6 protein-coding genes and 1 pseudogene are annotated in these 5623 nt (G+C 33.8%); all 7 read left to right on the top strand.

Annotated elements, in window-relative coordinates; translation table 11 throughout:
• The coding region (locus AC2D8I_RS15760) for a hypothetical protein (protein ID WP_484707046.1) at positions 1-1473 on the top strand (1473 nt) is incomplete at its 5' end.
• A gap of 96 nt (positions 1474-1569) precedes the next feature.
• Positions 1570-2532, top strand: a complete 963-nt coding sequence (locus AC2D8I_RS15755; RefSeq protein WP_484707044.1) for a tyrosine-type recombinase/integrase — start codon at positions 1570-1572, stop codon at positions 2530-2532.
• The gene (locus AC2D8I_RS15750) at positions 2492-2776 is read left to right on the top strand and encodes a tyrosine-type recombinase/integrase (RefSeq protein ID WP_484707042.1); all 285 of its coding nucleotides are present in this window, start codon (positions 2492-2494) and stop codon (positions 2774-2776) included. The genes AC2D8I_RS15755 and AC2D8I_RS15750 overlap by 41 nt, the downstream gene beginning before the upstream one ends.
• The gene (locus AC2D8I_RS15745; protein ID WP_484707040.1) at positions 2697-3602 is read left to right on the top strand and encodes a tyrosine-type recombinase/integrase; all 906 of its coding nucleotides are present in this window, start codon (positions 2697-2699) and stop codon (positions 3600-3602) included. Before AC2D8I_RS15750 ends, AC2D8I_RS15745 begins: the two co-directional genes overlap by 80 nt.
• A gap of 49 nt (positions 3603-3651) precedes the next feature.
• The gene (locus AC2D8I_RS15740) at positions 3652-3900 is read left to right on the top strand and encodes a type II toxin-antitoxin system Phd/YefM family antitoxin (RefSeq protein WP_484707038.1); all 249 of its coding nucleotides are present in this window, start codon (positions 3652-3654) and stop codon (positions 3898-3900) included.
• A complete protein-coding gene (locus AC2D8I_RS15735; protein ID WP_484707036.1) occupies positions 3901-4161 on the top strand; it encodes a Txe/YoeB family addiction module toxin in 261 nt (86 codons plus the stop codon). It begins immediately after the preceding gene.
• A gap of 987 nt (positions 4162-5148) precedes the next feature.
• Positions 5149-5623, top strand: a pseudogene (locus AC2D8I_RS15730) (hypothetical protein); the annotation flags it as partial.

The following is a 5623-nucleotide window of genomic DNA, read 5'->3' as shown; positions in this document are numbered from 1 at the left end:
ATTTTAGGCGGTTTACAGCTAAATAAGTTAGAAAGCTTACGCGTAACATTAAGTATTGAAAAACTAACCAAAACCAAAGCAGTATTAAATATTTTACGTCAAAGCATAGATTTATACAACGACTCGCAGTGCGAGAAACTTATAAGAAAATGCGCAGAACGATTAGAAATTGGTACAAGCGTCATTAGAAAAACATTACAAGAACTCACCAAAGCATTAGAAAGTCATCGATTTTTACTAAACGATAAGAGCAACGAACTGCAAAAGCCATTTAGCAAAACCCTATCACTCAAAGAAGAAAAAGAGGCTATCAAGTTTTTAAAGTCTAAAAATCTATTAGAAAAGACAAATGAGTTAATCGGAAAGGCTGGAGTTATAGGGGAGACGGTCAACCGTCTTTTAATGTACTTAATTTTTACGAGCAGAAAAACAAACAACCCTTTGCATTGCATCAGCTTGGGAAGTTCTGGAGTTGGAAAAACACATTTACAATCCAAAGTATCAGAACTCATACCAGAAGAAGACAAAGTAGAAATCACCGTTTTAAGTGCAAACGCATTTTATTACTTCAACCGCACAGAACTACAACACAAATTAATATTAATCGAGGATTTAGACGGAGCAGAATCTGTACTCTATCCATTGCGAGAATTACAATCTAAAAAACGGATTACAAAAACAGTCGTTCACAAAGACCGAAAAGGCAATACAAAAACCATCCATCTAACGGTAGAAGGTCCTGTATCTGTTGCAGGTTGTACCACACAAGAAAGCATTTACGAGGATAACTCAAATAGAAGCTTCCTTTTATACATCGATGAAAGCCAAGAACAGGATAATAGAATCATGCAATATCAGCGGTTTTTAAGTGCTGGAAAACTCAATGAACAAGAGCAATATTTATCGGCGGAGATTCTCCGCAATGTACAGCGAATTCTAAAGCCAATAAAAGTAATTAATCCGTATGCGGAATATTTAGAATTGCCACAATCTGTATTTAAACCAAGAAGAACAAATAGCCATTATTTACAATTTATTGAAGCCATTGCATTTTACAAGCAATACCAAAGAGAACGTAAATATGACGAGCAAACAGGCGAAGAATATATAGAAACTGAAATCGAAGATATACAAGAATCAAATGAGTTGATTACAGAGGTTTTATTAAGAAAGAGCGACACCATTACAGGAGCTTGCCGAAATCATTTAGAACGTCTCAAGACGTATTTAAAACAAAATAATCAAACTACGTTTACAAACTCTGAAATAAGAAGAAGATTACGAGTAAAACAAACCACTTTACAACGCTATAATAAACAACTTTTAGAAGAAGGTTACATTAAGAAAATCAAGGGTAAAAAAGGACAAACCTATCATTTTGAGATTATCAATATTAATGAATATCAAGAGCTTAAATCACATATAAACAAAGCATTACAGAACTGTTTAGCGAGTATCAACTTAACCGCATAACCACTACTTAACCACTATTAAAATGGTTAAGTTAATAGTAAGATTATCAATTATTTAAGTTAACCTAACCACAAGAACCCGAAAAACACATACCTAATGAAAAATCTTAATCTAAATAATCATAGTTATAAAGAATTATTAATCGCCTTTAAGGCGTGGTTAGATATTTTAGGCTATGCAGAAACAACGGTTTATAAGTTGCCTATTCATTTACAAGAGTTTTTTAATTATTTGGAAAGCATCAATATCAATCAACTAAATCATATACAAACTAGCCACGTAACCGATTATTACAACTACTTAAAATCCAGACCCAACCAAAGACGAGAAGGCGGAATAAGTAAAGGACATTTAAACAAGCATCAGCAAGCATTGTATAAGTTTAGAGAATACTTAAAAGTGAATAACCATAAAGGCATAAATATCCATTTAAAGCGAGAAGCTGGCAATGCCAGAGATGAGTTAAGCGTACTAACTCAAGAAGAAATCAAACAACTTTTTGAAGCAGCAAGTTACAGTAATCAAGATGATAAAATACGATACAGAGACAAAGCTATTTTAGTATGCTGTTATAGTTGTGGATTACGAAGAAATGAACTGATACACTTGGATGTAAGCGACATAATTTTTGACAAACAACGCTTATTTGTTAGTAAAGGAAAGAATTATAAAGAAAGGTTCGTTCCATTAAACAGACACAGCTTGGAAATATTAGAACACTATGTGTTCGATTGGCGTACAGAGTTTTATAAATACAAAGAAACAGAAGCTTTATTTATCAATTACAGAGGTGGCAGATTATTAGGAATGAGCTTCGCAAATCGTTTGAAAGGCATCATAGATGCAACTGGTAATAAAAGCTTACAAGAACGTAACATAACCTTGCACAGCTTACGCCATAGTATCGCAACACATCTACTAGAAAAAGGAGCGGACATCGAACAGATCAGTACTTTTTTAGGACACGCATCATTAGAATCGACACAGATATATACTCATTTTTTAGAACTCACAGGCGATGAAAACATACGNGAAAGGCATCATAGATGCAACTGGTAATAAAAGCTTACAAGAACGTAACATAACCTTGCACAGCTTACGCCATAGTATCGCAACACATCTACTAGAAAAAGGAGCGGACATCGAACAGATCAGTACTTTTTTAGGACACGCATCATTAGAATCGACACAGATATATACTCATTTTTTAGAACTCACAGGCGATGAAAACATACGAACATTATTTAGAGAAAAACGGTTACAACAGCAAGACTATCACAACATACCAAAGAAGCGTTACTAGATTTAATAAATGGTGCAAGAAATACGGAACAACAGCCGAAACCATTGATTATAAAACCTTTTTAAAATATATTGAGCACTTGCGAAAAGGCGATGCCCAGAGCTTGTCGAAGGGAAATCTAAAAGCAAGAACCTTAAAAACCTACGTTGGTAATCTTAAAATCTACTTTGATTATTTAGTAACCGAAAATTACAGACAGCAGAATATCATTAAAGAACTCAATATAAAAGGCGTTAAAAAATCCATCATCAATAACTTTTTAGAGTTCGAGGAACTAGAAGATTTATATTACAGTTATCCAACAAATAAAGGCAAAGAAATAGCAAGAAAGCGTAATAAAATTATCATTGGTTTATTAGTCTATCAAGGCTTAAACACAAGAGATTTACAATTATTAGAAGTAGAAAATATACAACTCTATAAAGGTAAAATAGAAGTGCCAGGAACTAAAAAAAGTAACACACGAGACATAGAATTAAAACCCTGGCAACTAATGGAGTTTATGGAATACTTGAGCGAAGTTAGACCAAAGATTTTACGAGAAACAAATAAAGCCACAGAACAATTATTATTACCAATCGGAAAGAGTTTTAAACTTCATAATACACTTCATAAAATTGCTAAAGAACTTAAACAAATCAACAACAGCTTTACAGATGTGAAACAGGTTAGAACAAGTGTAATTATCAGTTGGTTAAAAGTTCACGGACTACGAAGAACCCAATATTTAGCAGGACATAAATACATAAGTTCTACGGAAAGATATGTACAAGACGATTTAGAAAGTTTACACGAAACTATAAATAACTTTCATCCTTTTAGCTAAACAAAATTAATTAAGTACGTTTTTAAGTACTTTTTATTATCTTTGTAGTATGGAAACAGTAAATTATACAGACTTTCGTTCAAATCTAAAGCATTGGTTTGATAAAGTGGTTAATGATGTTAGTGACATTATTATCAAAAGAAAAAGCGGTAAAGACCTTGTGTTAATATCACTTGATGAATACAATTCATTAAAAGAAACAACCTATCTGCTAACAGGGAAAAACAGAGATATTTTATTAAACTCTATTAAAGAATTAGAAGCAGGAAAAGGTATTGAAAAAGACTTAATAGAATAGATGAAATTAACTTGGTCTACATCTTCTTGGGAAGATTATTTGTATTGGCAAAAAGTCGATAAGAAAATAGTAAAACGAATTAATGAACTGATTAAAAGCTGTATGCGAACACCTTTTGAAGGTATCGGAAAACCCGAAGCTTTAAAAGGAGATTTACAAGGTTATTGGTCAAGACGAATCACATCAGAACATCGATTGGTTTATAAATATGAAAAAGAACAAATTTTGATAGCAGCTTGTCGTTATCATTACGGAAAATAAATCCCCACAAAACAAAAGCCAGTTTATTGCCGAAAAAAGCAAAAAACCTCTGTCTTTTGTTTTGTTCCGCTCGCCACACTTCTGCATTTTATTGGCTTGCCTTTGCGCTCACACAGCACATTACTTTTTTGCAATAGCATTTAATATTTAAAAGTCGATTATCGACAAAAAAGTAAAGAGCTGTTCCTACTGCTGAAAGCCAAAAAATGCCCCAAGCTATGTTACATAATAGAAGTTATAGTAGCAAAAACCCTTTCAATGGTACGCTATCGCTAATTTTTTATGTTTTCGTAGCTATAACTTCTATTATGTAACATAGCCGACATCGCCTCTGCGCTTCCCACTCGGACGGGACATTCAATCTCCATTTAGGCTATCATTTTAAAAAGCTGAAGATTGCCTTTGCGCCAGATCCAGCCTCGCCAAAATCTTCACCTTTTTAAAACGCTCACTCTGGAAACCAATCCGCAAAGGTTCGAGCGACTTCGATGGTTCGTGTTTATCTGCAAAACGTTCCAATAATAGTTAAAAAAGAGGCTGTTTTATGCGGTGGATTTTTAATTGTTATTGGAATGAAGCAACCGTAGGGCGTTAGTCTTCATCCGAGTGAGCAAGAGCGTCGGAAGTCAGGCGAATGGGAGTATTTTACATAATTTACATTATAACGACAGTTTTTAAACCGCTAAAAACAGAACGATTAAAAACTGTGCGGAGCGGACTTATAATGCCAATTATGTAACATATCGTGGCAAAGGAAACCAATAAAAGACAGAGGATTTTTGCAGACAAAAAACTGGGTTTTATTGGTGCGGAAATAATCAGAATATCATATATTTACGAAGCTGTAAAGGCGATACGTTCTTTTATAAAATTTTGAAAAGTAGGCTTTAGGGAAATGTGTAAAAGCGTTCCAAAAATCCGTTAGAGTCGTATAGTTATGGCTTCCAAGGACAGGAAAAAGATGATGAAGTTAAGGGAGAGGGGAATTCTTTGAATTATAAGTTTAGAATGCATGATCCTAGAGTGGGGAGGTTTTTTGCTACTGATCCTTTAGAACCTAAGTACCCATATTTAACGCCTTATCAATTCAGTTCTAATCAACCTATTCATACTTCTGAATTAGAAGGTTTAGAATCTAGATATGAATTGACTTCGTTTGCTTTGTCAAATGAAGATGCTAAGGTTGTAAATAAAATATATGCTGATGCAGTAGTAAGTACTTCGGAAGATATTATAGATGGTGTAACTTACGTTACTTCAGGTTTTGTAGTAGGAGTTGTAGGCGGCTCGACTTATGCATATGGTGATTTAAAAAATGGTAATGGTTATGCTACTAAAATAACATTATCGGGATTCGGATTTACTTGGAAAAATGGTTATGCACGAGAAAGAATAACTGAAGGAAACCTTAGTCTAGAAGAAGGTGCGAGAGTATTTGAAGGAGTTTCAGCATTAACAGGAG

This window comes from Lacinutrix sp. YIN62, assembly GCF_057219185.1.
Note: the sequence above shows the minus strand (reverse complement) of the source record. Positions and strands in the feature narration are given on the sequence as shown.